18 protein-coding genes are annotated in these 19,123 nt (G+C 46.3%); 2 read left to right on the top strand and 16 right to left on the bottom strand.

Annotated elements, in window-relative coordinates:
• Positions 1-466: 466 nt before the first annotated feature.
• The 3 genes from BK127_RS38890 to BK127_RS38900 all read right to left on the bottom strand — a co-directional run bounded on the left by BK127_RS38890 (position 467) and on the right by BK127_RS38900 (position 3,064).
• A complete protein-coding gene (locus BK127_RS38890; RefSeq protein WP_256711640.1) occupies positions 467-1,357 on the bottom strand; it encodes a haloalkane dehalogenase in 891 nt (296 codons plus the stop codon).
• Between the two features lie 107 nt (positions 1,358-1,464).
• Complete coding sequence (locus BK127_RS38895) at positions 1,465-2,052, bottom strand: TetR/AcrR family transcriptional regulator (protein WP_076238047.1); 588 nt, start codon at positions 2,050-2,052, stop codon at positions 1,465-1,467.
• Between the two features lie 64 nt (positions 2,053-2,116).
• Positions 2,117-3,064, bottom strand: a complete 948-nt coding sequence (locus BK127_RS38900) for an AraC family transcriptional regulator (RefSeq protein WP_144026693.1) — start codon at positions 3,062-3,064, stop codon at positions 2,117-2,119.
• A 195-nt stretch (positions 3,065-3,259) separates the two neighbouring features.
• On the opposite strand from BK127_RS38900, the gene BK127_RS38905 reads away from it, so the two are divergent.
• Both BK127_RS38905 and BK127_RS38910 read left to right on the top strand, forming a co-directional pair.
• A complete protein-coding gene (locus BK127_RS38905) occupies positions 3,260-3,517 on the top strand; it encodes an Atu4866 domain-containing protein (protein WP_076238048.1) in 258 nt (85 codons plus the stop codon).
• Between the two features lie 17 nt (positions 3,518-3,534).
• A complete protein-coding gene (locus BK127_RS38910; protein ID WP_076238049.1) occupies positions 3,535-4,272 on the top strand; it encodes an SDR family oxidoreductase in 738 nt (245 codons plus the stop codon).
• A gap of 91 nt (positions 4,273-4,363) precedes the next feature.
• Here BK127_RS38910 and BK127_RS38915 read toward each other — a convergent pair whose 3' ends face one another.
• The 13 genes from BK127_RS38915 to BK127_RS38975 form a co-directional block, all read right to left on the bottom strand.
• On the bottom strand, positions 4,364-4,999 hold the full coding sequence (locus BK127_RS38915; RefSeq protein WP_256711641.1) for a cysteine hydrolase family protein: 636 nt from the start codon (positions 4,997-4,999) through the stop codon (positions 4,364-4,366).
• Positions 5,000-5,175: 176 nt separating this feature from the next.
• On the bottom strand, positions 5,176-6,090 hold the full coding sequence (locus BK127_RS38920; protein ID WP_076238051.1) for a hypothetical protein: 915 nt from the start codon (positions 6,088-6,090) through the stop codon (positions 5,176-5,178).
• A 226-nt stretch (positions 6,091-6,316) separates the two neighbouring features.
• Positions 6,317-7,174 (bottom strand): M56 family metallopeptidase, encoded by an 858-nt coding sequence (locus BK127_RS38925; protein ID WP_076238052.1) that lies wholly within the window; start codon positions 7,172-7,174, stop codon positions 6,317-6,319.
• Positions 7,175-7,603: a BlaI/MecI/CopY family transcriptional regulator gene (locus BK127_RS38930; protein WP_076238053.1), complete on the bottom strand. Its 429-nt coding sequence runs from the start codon at positions 7,601-7,603 to the stop codon at positions 7,175-7,177.
• A gap of 158 nt (positions 7,604-7,761) precedes the next feature.
• Positions 7,762-10,059, bottom strand: coding sequence for an AraC family transcriptional regulator (locus BK127_RS38935; protein ID WP_076238054.1), 2,298 nt, complete (start codon positions 10,057-10,059; stop codon positions 7,762-7,764).
• A 31-nt stretch (positions 10,060-10,090) separates the two neighbouring features.
• On the bottom strand, positions 10,091-11,137 hold the full coding sequence (locus tag BK127_RS38940) for an oligogalacturonate lyase family protein (protein WP_076238055.1): 1,047 nt from the start codon (positions 11,135-11,137) through the stop codon (positions 10,091-10,093).
• An 18-nt stretch (positions 11,138-11,155) separates the two neighbouring features.
• Entirely contained in the window at positions 11,156-12,130 is a 975-nt protein-coding gene (locus BK127_RS38945; protein WP_076238056.1) for a Gfo/Idh/MocA family protein, read from the bottom strand.
• On the bottom strand, positions 12,127-13,167 hold the full coding sequence (locus BK127_RS38950; protein ID WP_076238057.1) for a Gfo/Idh/MocA family protein: 1,041 nt from the start codon (positions 13,165-13,167) through the stop codon (positions 12,127-12,129). The genes BK127_RS38945 and BK127_RS38950 overlap by 4 nt, the downstream gene beginning before the upstream one ends.
• Positions 13,168-13,176: 9 nt before the next feature.
• A complete protein-coding gene (locus BK127_RS38955; protein ID WP_076238058.1) occupies positions 13,177-14,259 on the bottom strand; it encodes an oligogalacturonate lyase family protein in 1,083 nt (360 codons plus the stop codon).
• 38 nt (positions 14,260-14,297) lie between these two features.
• The gene (locus tag BK127_RS38960) at positions 14,298-15,854 is read right to left on the bottom strand and encodes an extracellular solute-binding protein (RefSeq protein WP_076238059.1); all 1,557 of its coding nucleotides are present in this window, start codon (positions 15,852-15,854) and stop codon (positions 14,298-14,300) included.
• A 20-nt stretch (positions 15,855-15,874) separates the two neighbouring features.
• Entirely contained in the window at positions 15,875-16,750 is an 876-nt protein-coding gene (locus BK127_RS38965; RefSeq protein ID WP_076238060.1) for a carbohydrate ABC transporter permease, read from the bottom strand.
• A 35-nt stretch (positions 16,751-16,785) separates the two neighbouring features.
• Positions 16,786-17,643 carry an ABC transporter permease gene (locus BK127_RS38970; RefSeq protein ID WP_076238070.1) on the bottom strand — a complete coding sequence of 286 codons (858 nt, stop codon included), beginning with the start codon at positions 17,641-17,643 and terminating at the stop codon, positions 16,786-16,788.
• Positions 17,644-17,995: 352 nt separating this feature from the next.
• Positions 17,996-19,108: a Gfo/Idh/MocA family protein gene (locus BK127_RS38975; RefSeq protein WP_076238061.1), complete on the bottom strand. Its 1,113-nt coding sequence runs from the start codon at positions 19,106-19,108 to the stop codon at positions 17,996-17,998.
• Positions 19,109-19,123 lie beyond the last annotated feature (15 nt).

The following is a 19,123-nucleotide window of genomic DNA, read 5'->3' on the forward strand; positions in this document are numbered from 1 at the left end:
TATATTATACAACATTAACGCGGTGCTGTCTTAAACAATTCAGACATAAAGAAGGCTATCGAGACTTTCTCGACAGCCTGAGAACATATGTTCTATACCTTATTATGAGATAACATAATCAACATGGCCGTACTTATCTATATAATTGGCAGCGTATGGTCCAATTGGGCCCTTAATTACGGATATTCAAGGGGTTATTTCCAATAAATAACTAATATCTAATATATACCAACGATCCTGATGACGTTTCACTAAAATAACCGCGAGAACAGAACGTATGTTCTATTCCCGCGGTTATTATGTTCCATTGTACCTCTTCGATTTGTGTCTATCATATGTTTCTATAAGTCAGTCTTCTGTACGTCTTCAAAGCGCTTCAACGATACTCGAAGATGCACCGTTGTTTCGTTAAGTGGAACAGCCATCAACCTTTGTTGAAATTCTGAATGCCCGTCAGAGTCAAATGCTAAACCAGATCCTTTAACCAAGCAGCAAGGGCTGAACCCACCTCTTCTGGTTCGTCCTCCATAGGATAGTGGCGTCCCCGCACCGTGACTTCGTTCTGTGCAGGCCAGGTACGGCAGAAATCCAAGTGCGATTGCGGCATCGTGCCTGGATCACTATTAATGAATAATTTAGGAACAGGGCTTTGTGCCAGCCATTCTCCGTAAGTAGTGACAATTTCAGTCACATTCTCCGGCTCTCCATCAAATGGAAGTTGTCGTGCCCAGGATAATGTAGGGCGACGCGCTTCGCCCGGCTCCACAAATGGCCGTCGGTATTGCTCAAGCTCTACCTCCGTCAACTTACGCAAAATATTGATCGGAAGATTGACCTCGATGAAGGAGTTTTGTTCTAACACCATCTGTTCGCCCGCCGGGGACCGCAGCGCCTGAAAAATCTTGCGACCGGTCTCCGGTATCTCGCTCCAGCTGCGAGGTTTGATAATGGCCTCCATATATACAATGCCTTTTACGGCGCCAGGATGGCGGTACGCCCAATCAAAGCCCAGAGACGAGCCCCAATCGTGCACCACAAAGATAACATTCTCCGTTACGCCGAGCTGCTCCAGAAGTGTATCGAGATAATGACGATTCTCGACAAATGTGTAGGAGTCGGGGCCGCTATCAGGAATTTTATCTGAGTCCCCCATACCGATAAGATCAGGGGCAATGCAGCGGCCATATTCCTGCACATAAGGAATAATGTTGCGCCATAGATAGGAGGACGCTGGATTGCCATGCAGGAAAATGATCGGATCGCCGTTTCCTACCTCCACGTACGCCATCTCCAGATCCAAAACCTGTTGACGCTTTTTTTCGTAAGGAAATAATTCGTTAATCATACAACATCTCACCCTTCATCATTTCGTCTGCCACTCCACTGTAAAACCCGCTGTAAATCGTCTGAAAAATTTTTCTTGTTGATAGCAAGTGCATACTTACATTATATTTTATAAAAAAGCTAGGGGGTTAATGCCCTAGCGAATAACCGTACGCTTTCCTCGATAAATGCCTCCAACGATTCTTCTGAGATCGCCTCTTTTGCATTCAGGTTACTAACGAAAGCACCATAATTCATCCACATGAATGATAGCGCCTGCAATTCAGGTTTCGACGTGAGGACCTTACCTTGTTCCGATAAGTCGGTCAAATATTTCGTTAAAAGTTTTTTCAGAAGTTTAGGATTACGCGAAGCCTCCTGAAGAACCTCTTCAGGGAGATTGCTGCTTCCTTTTAGAGCAATTGAAATTATTTGTTTATTCCGATTCATGATCTTATGATACGTACGACTGATCATGAGAAGGTCCGAATACAGCTCCCCTATTAGGCTTTCACTAAAAAGTATCGTCATCTCCTCGGCATAATGATAGCGATGAAATGCGGATTCAAGCAGCTTCACTTTCGTTCCGAAATGGCGAAATAACGTGACTTCGTTCACCCCTGCAGCAGCTGCTATTTCCTTGGTTGTCGTACCGTCATATCCCTTTTCTGCCATGAGATCGATTGTTGCTAACAGAATCTTATCACTTGTACTTTGATTGCTGCTCATCTGCATACTCCTTTAATGCATGTGCTTACTTACATGATTAATGTATTCGATTCTTGATACGATGTCAAGCTTCTTCAGCTTCTGCCGTTGCACTCAATGAATCGCGAAGACGCTTGATATCGCTGACCGGGGGCAGACCGAACATTCGAGCATATTCCCTGCTGAACTGGGACGGACTCTCATAACCGACACGGAACCCGGCATCCGCAGCTTCCGATGTCTCTGACAACAGCAGCCGACGTGCTTCCTGCAGTCTGATTTGCTTTTGGTATTGCAGCGGACTCATGGCCGACACTTCTTTGAAATGGTGATGGAGTGATGAAGGACTCATATTTGCGGTCATCGCTAAATAATCAATCCGCAAAGGTTTGTCGAAATCACGATTAATTAGCTCTATCACTTTTGCGATGCGCTGGGCGTGACTGCCTGCAACAGCGAACTGTAGAACGGAACTCCCCTGTTCATCCTGCAGAACCCGGTACAGAATCTCACGAATGATCAATGGCGCAAGAACATGAATGTCCCGCGGTTCATCGAGTAGTCGAACCAGTCTTAATACGGCGTCGAGAAGTGATGTACTTGTTCTGCTTACCAGCAGGCCGCGCGCTGCATCTCCCTTTTGCCCCCTGGTCACTTCGGATTCCTTGATGATATCAAGAATCTGATCGGCGCTGAAATTCAGCTGCAGGCTGAGGTAAGGTGATTGTGGCGTCGCCTGGATGATCTGCCCAGTAATGGGCAATTGTACGGATGCTACGAGGTAGGTGGCCGGATCATATTGGAAACTTTTCTCTGCGAGCATAACCAACTTCGTTCCTTGGGCTACGATACATAGGGCTGGCTCATAAATCGTATACTGCGGTTCCGATTTTCCCGTTGCTCGGATGAATTTTAATGAAGCGATTGCTGTAGAGTGAGTTCCATTCTTTCGGGTGTACCGTTCAATGATCGATGCCAATTCTTCCTGCTGCTTAATAATCTTCTCATTATCCAAAGTAAATTCATAAGACACACCCTCTTCCTCCCAATGATCAAGTTAGCTTAACATTATTATATTTTGGACGATTAGGCAATAACCTCCTACGAATCGGCTACCGTATGAAGTGCCTGATATTTCATAATGAATGACATGCCCCACTCAATAAGCCGAGAGGCCAATGAGTCAGCATCATACTTCCAACAAAACCGAGACAAAGGAGAAAAGAAAATGGATAAAACAAGTCCAGCAGCGCAGCACAAATATGTCGGTATTTGGGTTACACAGAACGGATTCATTCGGCACGAACTCCTTCCTAACGGACGGTACGACGAAGCTCGCGGGAATAAGAAAAGCGCTTATCAAGGACGCTACACCTTGACAGGAGATCATATCGATTATGTTGACGATACCGGTTTTACTGCTGATGGGGATTTTCGGGAAGACATTCTTTACCACGCAGGTATGATTCTATATCGCGAACAATAATTAGAGGAGAGATAAACATGTCGAATATAACAGGAAAAGTTGTCGTCATTACCGGAGCAAGCAGTGGAATAGGTGAAGCCACAGCACAGCTGTTGGCGCACAGAGGTGCTCATGTCGTTATGGGTGCAAGACGTACGGAGCGTCTGGATGCACTTGCCTCGAAGCTTCAGTCAGAAGGCTGTTCCATTGCTTATCAGTCCCTGGATGTAACCCAGCTTGAGCAGATGGAGAGCATAATCAGTTACGCACAAAGCCGGTTTGGGAGACTTGATGTAGTTGTCAACAATGCCGGCGTCATGCCGCTTTCCAGTCTGGCCGCTTTGAAGATTGAAGAATGGAATCGAATGATTGATGTCAATATACGTGGTGTGCTCCACGGTATCGCCGCTGGACTACCAGTGATGCAAAAGCAAGGATTCGGCCAATTCATCAATATAGCCTCAGTCGGGGCTTATGAAGTTTCACCTACGGCAGCCGTCTATTGCGCGACCAAATATGCTGTCCGTGCCATCACTGATGGCTTGAGGCAAGAAGTTGGCGGGGATATCCGGGTCACACTTGTGTCGCCGGGTGTTACGGAGTCAGAGCTTGCCGACAGCATCACGGATGAACAAGCAAGTCAGCTGATGAAAGTATATCGCCGCAACTCCATACCCGCCTCTGCCATCGCCCGTACTATAATGTTTGCCATTGAGCAGCCAGATGATGTGGATGTCAATGAGCTGGTTGTACGACCGACTGTCAGGCTTGCTTAGTTCTACTCTAATCACAACTTTTTACAAAAAGACAGAACCGTGGATTCCATACAAAAAGATGTCCACGGTTCATCATCAAGATGTTTTTCATTTATTGTATAGCAGCAAGGACGGCATCCAAGCCGCAAACATGCACACCAATGCTGCTCATTTCCTGGATACCTTGCTCATAAACTTGCGACATGGAGTCCGCAACCATGACTACCCGGAAATCCCGTTCGCTTGCTTCGTACATGGAAGTTCTTGGGCAGTTGGGAAAGTTACAGCCTGTAAATACGATTGTATCGATTCCACGAGCTCGTAAGAACGGTTCCAAATCAGTTTTATAAAAAGCACCCCAACGTGACTTGTACATCACCCACTCTTGTTCTCCAACGGACTGAAAGGCACCTTGTAGCAGCTTGTTCGCATCAAGGGAATTATAAAGTGGTGAACGGATTTCGAATACCAATTCTGCACCATCCGTGTTTGGAGCGGCGATCACGGCACCTCTTTCAATGGCCTCTTTACGGCTTATATCGACGTTGGAGCCATCTTCCTTATACAACCGAATGACATGCACAATCGGCAAACCTTGAGCTCGATAAGCTTGCAGCACACTCTTCATGTTCGGCAGCACAGCAGCAGTCCCCTTGATTTCGGCCGGAGCGTCGGGCAAGGTAAAGTCATTTTGTGTGTCAATAGTGATCAGTACGGACGTGTTCCAATTGGGACTCGTATAACTCATAACCATTCACCCCTTTAAAGTATTCCTTTAATAGTATCATTTTGTAAAATGTGGTCAACTAAAAATGATCAAGATCCCTGATGGCGCATAAATAAGATAAGATTCCATATGGAGGAGCACTTGACTATTTGAAAGCGATACAAGCTAATAAAATGTATGGAAGTGAGCACCATATATCAGGGATGACCTTTTACTATTTTGCCAGATATGCCAAATGTAATGTAATGTCTATTGGAGCTGTACGGCCAAATCCAGCAAGCGAACTGCCGATCTTCGCTGTGCAGTCTTCCATGAAGATCATGCAGACCTGTTAACGCGGCCTCTCTACCCTGCTTACTGGCAATATCGAACATAAACTGCATGCGCTCCTTTTCGTTGTTGATTGCATAAAACTGCTCCTCCGGAAAAGGAGAATGCTCGTCGAATTTAACAACATCAGACCATGCGATGATCGTTCCATCCTCTTCAAGTAAATAGAGCATCAGGTCATTGTACGCCTTTACCATACAGTCTCTCAACGTCTTCAGCCCATCTATTAGGACCGTTATTTCCTCAGTTGTGTAGCTTGAAGCATGAACGGCTAGCAAGGTTAATACATGAATATAAAATATCTGGGTATACACAGCTGAAGAAATGACTACAGAAAATCGACCTTTCCATGGCTCTAATAAAGAGCAGCGAACGATTTCACTCGGGATTTGAGTTAAAAAGGAACTTATTTCTGACATATGTGCTTTCCTCTGCAACAAATCATTAAACCTGCTGTAAAAATTGACTTGATCCAGCTTCGTAAAATCTATACTTCCCAGCAGCTCGATGCGGCCAAGAAGTTCAGGGGCTAGTCGGCTCACTCCCTCCTGAAGCGATAGAGCATCTATGTCTACTAAAGTCAGTTGCTCAAAAACATCACAAAAATAATGAAGATCCAAATCATCACAATTGCCTGCCCCCAGAACGATCGCACGATTCCGTTCATTGCCATCAGCCAGTGAACGGCTAATTAACAAATTAATTTCATGCCGATGACCCTCCCATTCCAGCCATCGATCCTGTATTCGTTCATGATTCAAATCCCGGTAAAAAATCGACATAAGTCCCCCCTTGCTTGGTGCATCCAGGTGAATCTTTGTTAATTGTTAACATTCAATATTAATAAACTATCCATCGTAGTTTATTTGTATCCCCACTGTATTAAACATGTATACAAATGTCAATAAACAAATTAATAATTCAATATTTATTCATATTTTGGATGTCTGCAGCACAAAAAAAAGCGGGAGCGTATGTCCCCCACTTTGTTCCTGTTTCCACTATAGTTTAGATACACTGAAAAAAGATAATCATCGAAATCACGATAAGAACCGTACCCGAAGTACAAACGGATCTTAAAGAAACCATCGGTACCTCAATCGACTGCTCAGGATTAATAAGTTGAGATAACCGATAATTGATCGCCGTATCCGAAAAACTTCCCCCTTGGCAAGGGTTAACGAATCTTTGGGTTTGGACAAGCTTTAATAATGCTGTGCCGATGGTGTAGGTGGAGTTTGTTTGTGTGATGGCATAACGGTCTGCCAGAAGCTCAATCCAAATATCGTAGTAGTGACCCAACCCTTTCAAGATGGACATATAAGGCATGCTCGTGATTATCATGGTAGCCAGCCATTTTTTCAAAGGATGTCGCTGTGTACAGTGATAACGCTCATGAAGCAAGACAGCGTGTACCTCCTCCACAGAAAGCATGTCCAATAAACCAGTGGAGATCACAATCCGGGGATGTATCATGCCTATCGCAAAAGCTACCGGCTGCTGTTCACGAATAACATCTATGTGAGTATGCCATTTTTTATATTTTCGAGTCCATTGTGTTGTTAAACGGGGATGCATTCGGACTTTGACATAAGTGTACCAGTTATAGGAAGCATACAGATGTCTGCCCATATAGGTAAGCATCCGTAAGCAGGTTAGGCCTATTAATAAAATAAAAACCGTTTCAAAGAAAGAATGTCCGACTACTAAATCGAACAGCATATTTTGGATAACTAACCACATATCCGGCTGCAATTCAACATCACTGATATGATGGGATAAGGCCATGCCCATTTGCAACAAAATCCAGGCAGCAACAACATATATACAACAAATGGCCATGCTGGGTTTCAACAAGCTGCTCATTTAACGATTCCTTTTCTTTAACTCTTGGAGCTTAGTCTCCAATGTTTGAATAAGATGCGGATCAGCCTCATCAATGACATCTACGATATGGGTTACCATCAAATCACCAAAATCTTCAATCAAGCCGCGAGTTACGTTTTTCGTCTGTTCGGCCAAAAACTGTTCTTTGGTTGACGCTGCTTTGAAATGAGTAAGCTTCGTACGACCTTTTCCTTCCGTGTGCCTATGCAGCAGCCCCTTGTCATATAACCGATTCATGACGGTCATGATCGTATTAATCGAATATGGACTCTCTTCATTCAGCTTATGGTGCATTTGTTTAATGCTCAGCTCTTCAGATACCCAAAAAACCTCCATAATTCGGGCTTCCAAGGTACCCAGAAACCGATGCAAACCTTCCTCCTGAAACATATATTTATTTATCTTCATCTACCGGCACGCTTTCTGGATTCATAGGATTCACCTACAATGAAATTCGCCATGAACTCATCACCTTCATTTCATAATTTATCTTAGCTTACAGTATAACAGAAAATCACCTCCCCCAACTCCCTGAATTCCTAACAATCAAACCTGCTCCGGATCGCTTACTGCCCGTTCGCTTGATTTGTTGATTGGTTTTTTTTCGTAAGGCTCAGCTCCCTGTATTGCTTCGGTGTAATTCCTTCCAGCTTGCGAAAATAACGTATAAAATTTTGCGGATTGTTATACCTCATCTTCTCCGAAATTTCCGTGATCGACATACTCGTTTCAACCAAAAATTTCTTGGCCATTTGCAGCCGATGTCTCGACAAATAATCGCTGAAAACAAACCCGGTTTCTTTGCGAAATACACGGCTAATATATTCTGGATGATAGTTCAGACGGGCTGCGCAGCTCTCCAGAGACAAGGGCGAATCGTATTCCTGATCAATAATAGCAAGCATCTGATCGGAAATTCTCGTATACAGGGTTTCCCTGCTCTTTTCGATATAATCTATCAGTGGACGAATCATCGTAAGTCTCATCCATCCTACGATTTCCTTGGTCGATTTCAAGGCAAGAATTTCATTTACAACCTCTTTTTCCTGAGGAACGATATGATACAGGGTGCCCCCCATTTCCTGAACAAGCCGCGTCATATCGACAAGCAGTCGAAGCAGCACCAACTGAAATTCCTGCTGGCTTATGGCTTTGCGGGTAATGATCACCATGAATTCATCCAGCAGCTGATAGCTTCCCGCTTCATCCAACTGCTTAATGCGGTCCATCAGCTCATTGACGACTTGCTGCGGATACGTAACAGATGGCTCTGCCACTTCAGGCTGCATGTCCTCGAGGAACAGAATCGATTGCTGTCCCAGTCGTACGCTGTAAGACAGCGCTTCCTTCGCTTCTTTTAAGGCATTCGGTGCCTCATTTAGCTCCATAAACAAACAGCTGATGCCCATACTGACATTGAGATGCAAATACTGTTCCACTGAATTTTGAATCGCCGCCGCCCATTCATATAGCTCCGCCTTTGAAGCCTCTGGATGCTCGGCATGACTGCCTAATAAGGTCACCTGGAGATCGTTGATTACAACCGGATTCAGCCTGAATGGCCGGGGAATTATTTCCCCAGCCATATTAAGAATCGCAAACAGAAGCAGATCTCGATCCCGATCGGTGTAGTTAGATCCTTCGAGTGTATCAATACGTACGCAGATGACCCGCATTTGCTTCCAGCATTCCAACTCATGGGTTTCTATACGATCAGCTATTTCTTTGGCGTTAACTGCTCCCTGCAGCAATTTATGTACAAAAAAATCGCCGAGCTGATGCCTCATATGGGATTCCTTCCCCATGAGCACATGCATGTTTTTTTCAATCCAATAAAATTCATCGTTTCTCTTGGAGCGCGGCATATCCGGCGATTTCAATACAAGATCGTACAGCTTGCGAACCGGACCATACAGCCTGCGAGTCCCCTCCAACGATACAATAAAGATCAGGATACACACAACCAAACAAATGAAGATAGTCACCCATCCGATTGCTTTTGATTCCTTCGTGATCTCGTTAATATTTGTTTTCACCACATAAATCCAGCCGTTATAATTCGATTGCCTATACGTAATTCCATAGGTATGATTAGCGGTTTCAAATTGATCCGCTTCCCTGTTGGCCTGCTTAATGGTCTGCATGTACGTCTCATCGGAGAGCTCCATACCGATCATATCCGGCTTGCTGGCTGCAAGTATGCGGTAATGCTCATCCAGGACGTACATGTCCCCAGAATCGCCACCGCTGACTTTGGGGATCATTTTATTCAATTCGTGGCTGGGCAATACGGCAACCAGAAGACCGAGCGGGCTAAAGGAATTAATCGGGATCGTTTTGACAATCGCCGTATTCCATACCCGCGGGTTCGACTTTTCAAAAAAAGGTGATTCAAACACAGTCCAAAAAAACAGCTTGCCTTTATTGACATATCCCGTAAAGGTGGGGCTAAGCTCGCTGGCCTGCAGTGATTCTTTGCCAGCGCTGCTTAAGATCCAATTTTTATTGAAATTCACAAGGTAAACGTCCGATAGTCCGAATTCATAGAGCTGCAACCGATACAGCGTCTGCATCAATTTCTCATAGGCCAGATAGTCTTCACTGTCGAGCTCCTGCTCCATAGCATCGATCACAAGTGGCGAGTTGGTAATTTGGGCCTGGGCATTATCCACCATTTTCAGCTTTTGTTCAAAACGAAGCTGTGTTTGTTCCACCATCTCCATGTCGCTTCTGTGTGCCTTATCCAACAATAGCTGTGATGATTTGGCATAAGAGAAATAACCCAGCGTTATGACGGGAATCAACCCTATCAGGATGCAGAACAAAAACAATCGCTTGAAATAGTTAAAACGGCGGTTTTTCATCATGTACCTCCAACTCGCAGCAACCTATCGACTATTCTGCAAGCTCCGCGAGCATCTCGTCGGGGATAACTGCCAAATAAACATTTGGAATCCCCCCGGCATCCGAATTATATACCACCATTTTGCCATCCGGGCTGAAGGAGGGGTGTGGATGCGTCCACTGTGGATGGCAGGATGAGCTGTTGGGGTAACACAGGACCTTGTGCTTCTTCGTTGCTGTATGAATCAGGTGTATGCCATGATCAGGCCAGTTCGTATCCGAGACCATCCACTCCCCATTCATACTGCAGGACCCATGCCAGTAATGCTCCCCGTTGACAAACAGCTCAGGCTCTTCATAATTCTCCGCCATGATGGCAATTCCCTGCTGCTCCTTCTCCAGATTGGACATAATCCGTTTGGTGCCTCCAAGCCACATCCAATGTCCATTCCCATAGGCAAGCTCCAAAGGACGCAGGTTGCTGCCATCCTGATCAATCAGCCAAATATTTCTGTTGAATGCGTCGGGTCCGTCCTGAAAAGCAATAACCTTGCCCTCCGTAGGCTCGCATTGGGTATGTGTGATATCCGGATTTTCAAAGATCACTTCGGCCTCCTTGCCGTCTGTAGTGAATCTGGCAATCCCGCGTCGACCATTTTTCAGAGTAGCCTCTACATAATAATTTTTGTCGTCATAAGTCATACTGGCACACTCTGCATCCCACGTCAGTGCATCCAAATAGCTGATGCTATCTTCCTCATAGGTATCCATCGACACTCGGCGAAGCTCGCCATTCGTGACGTAGTACAACCATTTTCCATCATAGGAGACCATAGCCCCTCGCACATTCGGACGATCTGTCAGTTGAACCAGCCCCATACCGTCTGTTTGAACCTTGAAAACATCGATCTGCGAATCCCGCTGCGCGGACCTGTAGGTTTTGAATACCAATGACCGGGAATCCGGAGTAAATGCATTAATATGAAAATATAGCTTGCTGTTAATGGTAGGGAACGCAGTCAGCTTGGTTATCTTCACGCCGGTTCTGCTATCCTCAAAAAATTGCCTTTCAGATGGATATGCCTGGCCTCTTGCCATTTTGGAAACACTCCTTCGTTAATGGGTATGTGCTTGTGCAGACTTTTTCGCTCTTATTGCCATTCTTGTGCAATGCAGCTCCTCTTCAAGCGTAACAGGCATTTCCGCTTTACCAAGCAGCGTTTGGATGAACATGTCCCAATAGCTTTCCTCAGGCGCGGAGGTGTCGATGGGACCCAAGTCGGTCTCACCCACGATAAGCCGGGTCCTGGCTCCGCCATCCACAACTTCGATAAACCCCTTTGTTCCGAATATCCGCAAGTGCTCATTGCCCCAGCTTCCAAACCCCTTGGCATTCAAATAGTTGGCGACAATGCTGGCAACACCTCCATTTGTGAGCCTCATCATCATACTGGCCGCCATATGAAGCCCGCCGTGCTCGCTCGGATTGCCAAGCTTCGTTTCCATAGCGTGAATTTCTTCGATTCTTACGCAAGCCACGTGCTCAACAAATCGTATCGCGTGAATGCCGTTCTGGCCGATGAGTCCCCCGTCTATCGCCTCATCCTGAGGACGAGCGTCGTGGTACGGGTACGACTTCTGGGCGAATACCTGTACCACCTCGCCAATCACACCGGACTGAACCAGATTGCGTATGGCCAGGTACGGCTGTTGAAAGCCCGTTCCTGCCATTTCGCGGAATAAGCACCCTGTTTCGCTCACAACCTGCAGCAGCTGGTCCAGCTCTGCTTCATGCATGGCGCATGGCTTTTCCGCATACACATGCCTGCCTTGCCGCATACACATGATCGCTTCATTGGCCTGGTTGGCTCTGCGTGGTGAGCATAAGGAAACGACCTGCACCCTTTCATCCTTTAGCAATTCCTCCAGCGAATCATAATGCCTTATATCCGTATCGGATTGCTGCTCAGGGGTAAGCAGACTCCTATCCATAGCGGCTGTGGCCACGATAGCTGCATAGGGATGGTTGACCAGCTCGCCATGTATCTGATGTCCACCGTTATTGCCGAATAAGCCTACGCCAATTTTCATGATTCCTCCTGAACGAGCTCAATCCTTCCACTTCGGTCGGATCTTCGCATCGCCTCAATGATTTTAAGCCCCTCCACCACATCATGGATATAAGACTCTTCATTCATTATACGATCACATACGGACTGGTAAAACTCCTTCCATTGATACCGGCCTGCATCTCCAGTAACCTCGACCTCTTCGGTAACTCTTAATCTGGTTATCGGGTGCCGTGCCACTAGAAGCAGCTTGCTGGCGTCCCCTTCATTCGTTGGCATCACATCGCAATAAAAGGTTCCGTGCTCGAAATTCAGAATCATCGGGCTTTTATACCTCTGACTGTCATCTACGCAAAAACTCCCGAATATATTGGCTATCGCGCCGTTACGGAAAAGCAGGCTCACCTGCGAGTTATCAACTGTAGGCCGCTCTGTGATCAGGCGAGAGCTCATAGTCGATACTTTATGAACGGGCCCGAATATTCGAGCCATGTCGTTGATGATATAGATGCCGAGCCTGAATATAGGCGCAACCGGACACTTTTCGGGGTCGTCATACCAGCCTCCATCTGCTTGTTCGTGATAATTAACCCAAATGTCCCATCGACCACCGATCGGCATGCCCAGTTCATATTTCACTCTCCACGCTGTGATGTAGTTCAACGTATCATACCATGCAGGACCTGGAGAATTCATATGGACGACGCGCTTCATCGCATTAGCCTTATGGAGGATATCGAATGCTTTTTGCGGATTCAGCTCAAAGGGCTTCGTTGTCATGACATCTTTTCCAGAATTAATGATCTGATCGATCAGCTCTGCTCTTCCTGCCGGAGGCGTGTACAGACCAACCACCTGAACCTCTGGGTCGGCAAGGAGACTCGCAATGGAATAATAGGGCTTCGCTCCATATTTCATAGCGCATTCATCGACCTTGGCGGGATCGAGATCGCAAACCGCGTACACTCGGAAATAGGGGTTGCCCGCCCCCTCCAGCAATTCCTCAATCACTGTACTGCCGAATCTTAACCCCACAATTGCTATATTCTGTTTCTCCATAAAAATGTTTCACCCGCCACTTTGTAATTCTGCTCGCAAATGCTCAGGAATCTTGACCAGATACATCTGGGCAGTTCCGGTTATATCGGAATTATACACCACATAATTACCGTCAGGACTAAATGAAGGGTGCGGGTGAGACCATTGCGGATGAGAGGAAGAGCTTTGTGAATAGCATAATGTTGCGTACTTTTTGTTATCGACATGAATCAATTGAATGCCATTATCAGGCCAGCTCGTGTCCGATACCATCCATTTGCCGTCGCGGCTGCTGGCCGCATGCCAGAAATGCTCGCCGGTGACAATGATTTCCGGATTATTGTCATGCTCGCCCATCACCGCGATGCCGTTAAACTGTTTCTCCAGATTGGTCAAGATTCTTTGTGTAGAGCCGAGCCACATCCAATGCCCATTACCATAAGGCATGTCCAGAGGCCTCACATTGGTTCCATCCTCGTTGATCAGCCATATATTGCGATGCTGAGCATCCGGTCCATGCTGAAAGGCAACAACCTTCGCTTCCGAGGGCTCACATTGGGTATGGGTAATCGAATCCGATTCATAAATAATAGCGGCTTCTTTACCGTCTGTCGTATATCTGAGTATCGCTCTTCTACCATTTGTCAGTGTGGCATCTGTAAAATATACACGCCCATCACTGCTCATGCTGGCATTAATGGTTGAACCAGCTGTGTTACTGCTAAGCCCCGTAGACGGCTGTATGCCGTCTATATACCCAATCCGGTCCTCACGATAATCCGTCATCGATACTCGGCGAAGCTCCCCATGGCACATATAATACAGCCAATGGCCATCAGGCGACACAACCGGGCTGCCAGCCTCTGCGGCGTCGGTAAGCTGTGTTAGTCCCTTTCCATCGATATTGACCTTGAAAATATCGACCTTCGAATCCCTCGTTGCCTCGGAGAATACCTGAAATACAAGCGTTTGTGAATCTGGTGTGAACGCATTGACGTGAAAATACAATTTAATATTGATGCACGGGAAAGAGGTCAGCTGCACAATCTCCGCCCCTGTTACAGCATCTTTGAAAAACCGTCTTTCCGACGAATAGACACGGCCTCTACTCAAAACTGAACACTCCTATCGCTCTTTTTCTAGTTTGTACGCTATTTGGTTTTACTTTTGGCAAAGCTCTCGGCGAATTCGGTCAACACTTTATCCCCGCCCGCCTTTTTCCAGTCCTCCTGAACCTTTTTCCATTCGTTTTCATCGATTTTGTTCATAATAAACTTGACAGCGCCATCCGAAGCTATCTTTCTTAATTCATTACTTTTTTGGCTCCAGGTTGGGGATTCGAAGTATAGGGGCAGCGCCGGATTAACAACAGCAATTTTCACGTTATCCTTGATGAGCTGTTTCCCTTTTGTTGTCAATGGATTCTCGCCTGTTGCAACGAGCTCCTTCGAGCCGTCGTCAATACGTAGCTCACCGAGTCCGAGCGTATCCTTATCGAAGGCCTCATCTCCACCGATTTTCTCAACTTGACCATTCGTCAGCTTGTATTGCTTGCCTTCAAGTCCCCAGGTCAGCATGTTAACCGCATCCTGCTCCTGCAGCCTGTCAAAAAACGCCAGAATCCGTTTCAGTTCCTCTTCTGTCTTGATCGACGATTTCGGGAACAGGAACACCCCGGTATAGCCCGGTTGAGCCCAGACCCGCTGACCTTTGGTCCCGGTTATCGTATCGAGAATCGCTATCTTCGCATTCGGATTCAGCTTGGCAACCTCCATCTGCTGTTTACCGACATCATCAAACAGACCCAGATTAATGCCAGCCTTGCCTTGATTGAACATCGTGTTCATTTGTTGTTCTTCTGTCACGACGAAGTCCTGGTTCAACAGCTTTTCATCATACAGCTTTCTGATGTACTTCAGAGCTTCGAGGTATTCATTTGTCATGAAATCCGGCGTAAATTGTCCATTTTCTTCCTTCCATCCGTTCGGAGCTCCAAACCATGAAGCGATATGCGGGATCAAGTAACCCTGACCATCTTTAAAAGCAAGAACTCCATAAGTGTCATCCTTGCCATTCTTGTCCGGATCATTTTTGGCAAACGCTTTCATGACGTTGTACATATCCTCAGGCGTTTTGGGTTCCTTCAAATTCAGATTATCCAACCAATCCTTGCGGTATGTGACGCCAAATCGGGCAAGAGGTCTGGAACGGTATAAGCTGTACGTTTTCCCTTGTATTTTGGTACTCTCGAACTGCAGCTTACTCAGGGCGCTCAAGTTTTTGTAATCCTTCAAATACGGACCGATTTCCCAGAACAAGCCCGATTTAATCGCATTGACCAAGGGCGGGGCCGAAGAATTCAACGCCAGCATCACCTTGGGCAAATCATTGGAGGCAATCGAGACACTGACCTTATCGTCATAGGCAGAACGTGGCACCCATGTCATTTCGATTTGTGTATCCGTGATCTCCTGCAGCTTCTTCCAAATGTCATTCTGGTTGCTTGGCGGCTGAGGGGTGTAATAAGTGGCCATAATACTCAGCTTGAGCGGCGGCTGCTTCACGTCAGGCGGCTTGGGTGTTGTCGTCGTGCTGGCGGCGGCTGGCGCTTCTCCCTGCTGCTGCCCCTTATCTCCACTGCAGCCGACAGTCAGCACCGACAAGGTGACCAATGTACATATAGCTGTATGATAAGCTCGTTTTTTCATCGCAGTTCTCCCTCTCCATATTATCCTTTAATTGAACCTAACAGCACGCCCTTGGCAAAATGTTTTTGCAGGAACGGATAAACCATAATAATCGGCAGCGTAGCAACTACGATAACAGCCATTTTGACCGTTTGCGGCGGCACAACATATGAGGCCTCTGCCGCAAAGCTCGCATCTCCAATGCCTCCTGAAGACATAATGACAATTTGCCGCAGCAAAATTTGAATCGGCCATTTATGGGAGTCGTTGATGTAGAGCAAGGCACTGAAAAACGTGTTCCAATGCGATACCGAATAAAACAGGGAAAAGGTGGCCATCGCTGGCAGTGAGAGCGGAATAACAATTTTCCAGAGAAGCAAGGGATCGTTGCAGCCGTCCATTTTTGCCGATTCCTCAAATTCCACAGGCAATTGTTTGAAAAAATTAATCAAAATGATCATGTAAAATGAATTGATCGCCCCGGGAAGCCATAAGGCTCCGTACGTATTCAACAGTCCTAATGATTTAACGACCAGGAAGCTTGGAATGATCCCTCCGCTGAACAGAAGCGTGAACACAACCAGCAGCATAATCGTTCGCTTACCCTTGACATTGCGGGACAACGGATAGGCCATCAACAAGGTCATCGCCATATTGATCAAGGTCCCGACAATGGTAATAAAAATCGTGATCAGCAGACTGCGCAGCAGCGTATTCTCGGAAAAAATAAACCGGTACGCCTCCAGCGAAAATTCCTTGGGAAATAATATGAATTTACTTGCCAGCACTTCCTTCGCCGAAGCAAGTGAGCCGGCCACAATATGAAGAAATGGAAATAAGGTTAATAAAGCTATCACAGCAAGAACCGTAATGTTGCCAATATCAAAAATCGTGCCTGCTACAGATCGTTTGTGCAAACTCGGGCACCCCTTCCCCAATGAATCCTTTACCTCTAATAGACACCTTCCTCCCCTAATTTTCGGGAAATATGGTTAGCCGCGACGACCAGAATCAAACCAACGACCGATTTGAACAAGCCTACGGTAGTCGAATAGCTGAATTGCCCCTGCGTAATCCCGTTCGTATAGACGTAAGTATCAAAAACCTCACCAACCTCCCTATTCAGCGCGTTGATCATGAGCAGCATTTGCTCAAAGCCGGTATCGAGAAAATTACCCAGACGAAGAATGAGGAGAATGACTATGGTGCTTTTGATCGCCGGCATCGTAATGTACCAAAGCTGGTGCCAGCGGCTCGCCCCATCAATTTTGGATGCTTCATATAAGGTCGGGTCCACACCTGCAAGCGCTGCCAAAAAAATGATCGTGCCATATCCTGTTTCTTTCCATATGACCTGCAGTGTCACCATCGGCCGAAACCACTCGGGTCCTGTAAGAAAATTGAGCTTATCGGCGCCCATTGCTGCCACGCCCTCATTAACGATCCCTCCTTCGGTCGTAAACATCACATAAGTGATCCCTACAACAACAACAATCGAGAAAAAGTGGGGAATATAAATGAAGGTCTGGACGGTTCTTTTGAACCATTGAATCCGCAGTTCATTCAGCATCAGAGCAACAATGATTGGTAACGGGAAAAATAACACGATGTTGTATACCGCCAGTATCGCTGTATTCCGAAACAGCTGCCAAAAGATCGGCTCCGAAAAAAAACGTTCGAAATGCTCCATGCCTACCCATCGGCTGCCCCAAAAGCCAAGTGCCGGCTGATAATCCTTGAAGGCAATCAACATATCCCACATCGGCAAATACTTAAATAACAGATAATAGATCAGTCCCGGCAGCATCATACCATACAGCCATATATCCTTACGGACTGCTTTTTTGAAGCTTATGGTCGCATCTTTAACCGGTATCGCCTCTAAGCTGCGTTTGATAGCTTTCACCTCCTCTCCATCGTTGTTTACTTAAGCATCATAGAGCGCTTCACGTTGTTCAGTCTATAATCTTCAGCCGACAATGTGTGGGTAATGGCCCATACAACTTGAAAAACCCCTATAATCATTTCATGAGCTTATGCTCATTAGCTGATATTAAGGGGTTATTCTGGCAGGAATAATGCGTATTCTCTTGTTGATTCTATGTATGGCTGTGCTCACCTAGCAATCAAGTCAAGGTTGCTGCCAGCTTCCATACAAGAGCTTATATGTAACTGCTGCGGGTATCGAAAATATCTGGATTTAATTTGTCCCAAGGCGTAAAGCTTGTCGTTAATTGATATCGTTGGCCGGATTCCGCTGAACGGTAAGCACCGAACATAATCTCATGAACGTGTAGCTGCTGTTTTCCAGACTGTATGGGCTGTTCACCTGATCGGAGGCAGTGTACAAAATGAGCGATAATCTCCTCCTTGGGGTACGAAGCGATCTTTCCATATGGAACATAACAATTTTCGATTCCACGCCATGATACTTGTTCTGCATTCGGCAAAGCTTGTTCTGGTGAATGCACTACCAAAGGAAATCCACTGTCGTTCAGAGCTACGGTCCCGCTGCGTCCATAAATGATTGTATGATTCTGCTTGTGCGAAAGTCCCCATAACGAACGGATGACCGCATGCTGTCCTCCTGCAAATTGGACGATGATCGTTACATTATCATCCACATCGCTATTTACTTTCTTGCCCTCACCTACAATTCGATTCGGAATCAACGTGTTGACCTCAGCCACGACGCTTACAGCAGGTCCTAACAAACCGATAAGTCGGCTGATCGGATATACCAAACAATCGATCACGGCTCCGCCATGGGCGATTGATTTATCGTAATACCAGTTGTCACGCCAAGGCCCGGGTAGAGATAATTGCGCCTCGGCCCCTGTGATTTTACCGATATAGTGCTCGGTTACAAATTCGGAGGCTGCCAGAAAAGCGGGGTTCAAATCGAACGGCAAGCTCATAAAGATGACACCCTTTTCCTCTGCTAGTGATACCATGCGTTTACAGTCCTCAAAAGTAGTAGCCATAGGCTTCTCGTTCAGCACATTCAGCCCCCGTTCCAAAGCAGCGAGCACTGGCTCTGCATGTACGGAATGAGGTGTAGTGACGACGACCGCATCAAGCACTTCTTCGTCCATCATGACCCTGTAATCGTCATACCACCTGGGCACACCATAGGTCGCCGCCTTCTTCTCCGCATTATCCAAGCGTTTCGAGCAAGTAGCCACAAAACGTACACCTTCCAGCATGGCTGCCTGTTCAAAATAGCGATTACTTACATGACCGCTTCCAATCATTCCCAAATTAATTGTCTTCATCTAAATCCCTCCTAT

The organism is Paenibacillus sp. FSL H7-0331 (assembly GCF_001956045.1).

Excerpts from the sequence above, each read along its gene's own strand:
- BK127_RS38895 (WP_076238047.1), bottom strand. The coding sequence starts at position 2,052 with ATGAGCAGCAATCAAAGTACAAGTGATAAGATTCTGTTAGCAACAATC.
- BK127_RS38905 (WP_076238048.1), top strand. The coding sequence starts at position 3,260 with ATGGATAAAACAAGTCCAGCAGCGCAGCACAAATATGTCGGTATTTGG.
- BK127_RS38910 (WP_076238049.1), top strand. The coding sequence starts at position 3,535 with ATGTCGAATATAACAGGAAAAGTTGTCGTCATTACCGGAGCAAGCAGT.
- BK127_RS38915 (WP_256711641.1), bottom strand. The coding sequence starts at position 4,999 with ATGAGTTATACGAGTCCCAATTGGAACACGTCCGTACTGATCACTATT.
- BK127_RS38920 (WP_076238051.1), bottom strand. The coding sequence starts at position 6,090 with ATGTCGATTTTTTACCGGGATTTGAATCATGAACGAATACAGGATCGA.
- BK127_RS38925 (WP_076238052.1), bottom strand. The coding sequence starts at position 7,174 with ATGAGCAGCTTGTTGAAACCCAGCATGGCCATTTGTTGTATATATGTT.
- BK127_RS38930 (WP_076238053.1), bottom strand. The coding sequence starts at position 7,603 with ATGAAGATAAATAAATATATGTTTCAGGAGGAAGGTTTGCATCGGTTT.
- BK127_RS38935 (WP_076238054.1), bottom strand. The coding sequence starts at position 10,059 with ATGAAAAACCGCCGTTTTAACTATTTCAAGCGATTGTTTTTGTTCTGC.
- BK127_RS38940 (WP_076238055.1), bottom strand. The coding sequence starts at position 11,137 with ATGGCAAGAGGCCAGGCATATCCATCTGAAAGGCAATTTTTTGAGGAT.
- BK127_RS38945 (WP_076238056.1), bottom strand. The coding sequence starts at position 12,130 with ATGAAAATTGGCGTAGGCTTATTCGGCAATAACGGTGGACATCAGATA.
- BK127_RS38950 (WP_076238057.1), bottom strand. The coding sequence starts at position 13,167 with ATGGAGAAACAGAATATAGCAATTGTGGGGTTAAGATTCGGCAGTACA.
- BK127_RS38960 (WP_076238059.1), bottom strand. The coding sequence starts at position 15,854 with ATGAAAAAACGAGCTTATCATACAGCTATATGTACATTGGTCACCTTG.
- BK127_RS38970 (WP_076238070.1), bottom strand. The coding sequence starts at position 17,643 with ATGATGCTGCCGGGACTGATCTATTATCTGTTATTTAAGTATTTGCCG.
- BK127_RS38975 (WP_076238061.1), bottom strand. The coding sequence starts at position 19,108 with ATGAAGACAATTAATTTGGGAATGATTGGAAGCGGTCATGTAAGTAAT.